At 34.3% G+C, this 635-nt stretch carries 1 protein-coding gene; it reads right to left on the reverse strand.

The window, feature by feature from the left end; genetic code table 11:
* Positions 1–259 precede the first annotated feature (259 nt).
* Positions 260–635: YtxH domain-containing protein (locus tag ACRCJ0_RS18225; protein WP_431391546.1), on the reverse strand; the 376-nt coding region annotated here is incomplete at its 5' end.

The raw sequence follows: 635 nt of genomic DNA on the forward strand, positions 1-635 counted from the left end.
TTTTTTTTAATTTGTTTTCATACGTACATTGCCAAATATAGCACTAAAAAGTGATATTTGCAAACGTTTTCTTTGTTACGGTGACTGCTTTCATTCACATTTTCATATTCTATCAGTATTTGACTTGTTTAACAAGTCATTTTCATAAAAATGTACAAAATTTGCATGATTTTTATGAAACACAACAAAAATTGTCTACAAGTATTTCAAAATTTCAAATACTTGTAGACAATCCTATTTCATTTGTTTAAATCAGCAATTATTTTTCTTTAACTTCTTCCACTTGTTTTTTCACTTTTGCAGCGTCTTCTTTAAGTGGTTGTTCTTTAGCTGCTGCTTTATCAGTAGCGACTTTCGCTTCTTCAGTACCTTCCGCAACTTCAGCTTTTGCATCTTCTGTTGCTTGGGTAGTCGTATTTTTGGCATCTGCATAAGCACTTGCCACTTCATCACGAGCTACTTGGTATTGTTTAGTTGCTTCGGTAGTTGCTTCGTTTAATTGCGCTTTTAAAACTTCAGCAGATTCTGATAAGTTTACGCGGATATCTTGTGCAGCGTCGCTAGCAGTTTGATACATTACGTTACCTTTTTCAGTGACGATATCAGCGTAGTCTAAAGCTGTATCGCGAAGAACA

It is taken from the genome of Aerococcus sp. L_32 (assembly GCF_050689315.1).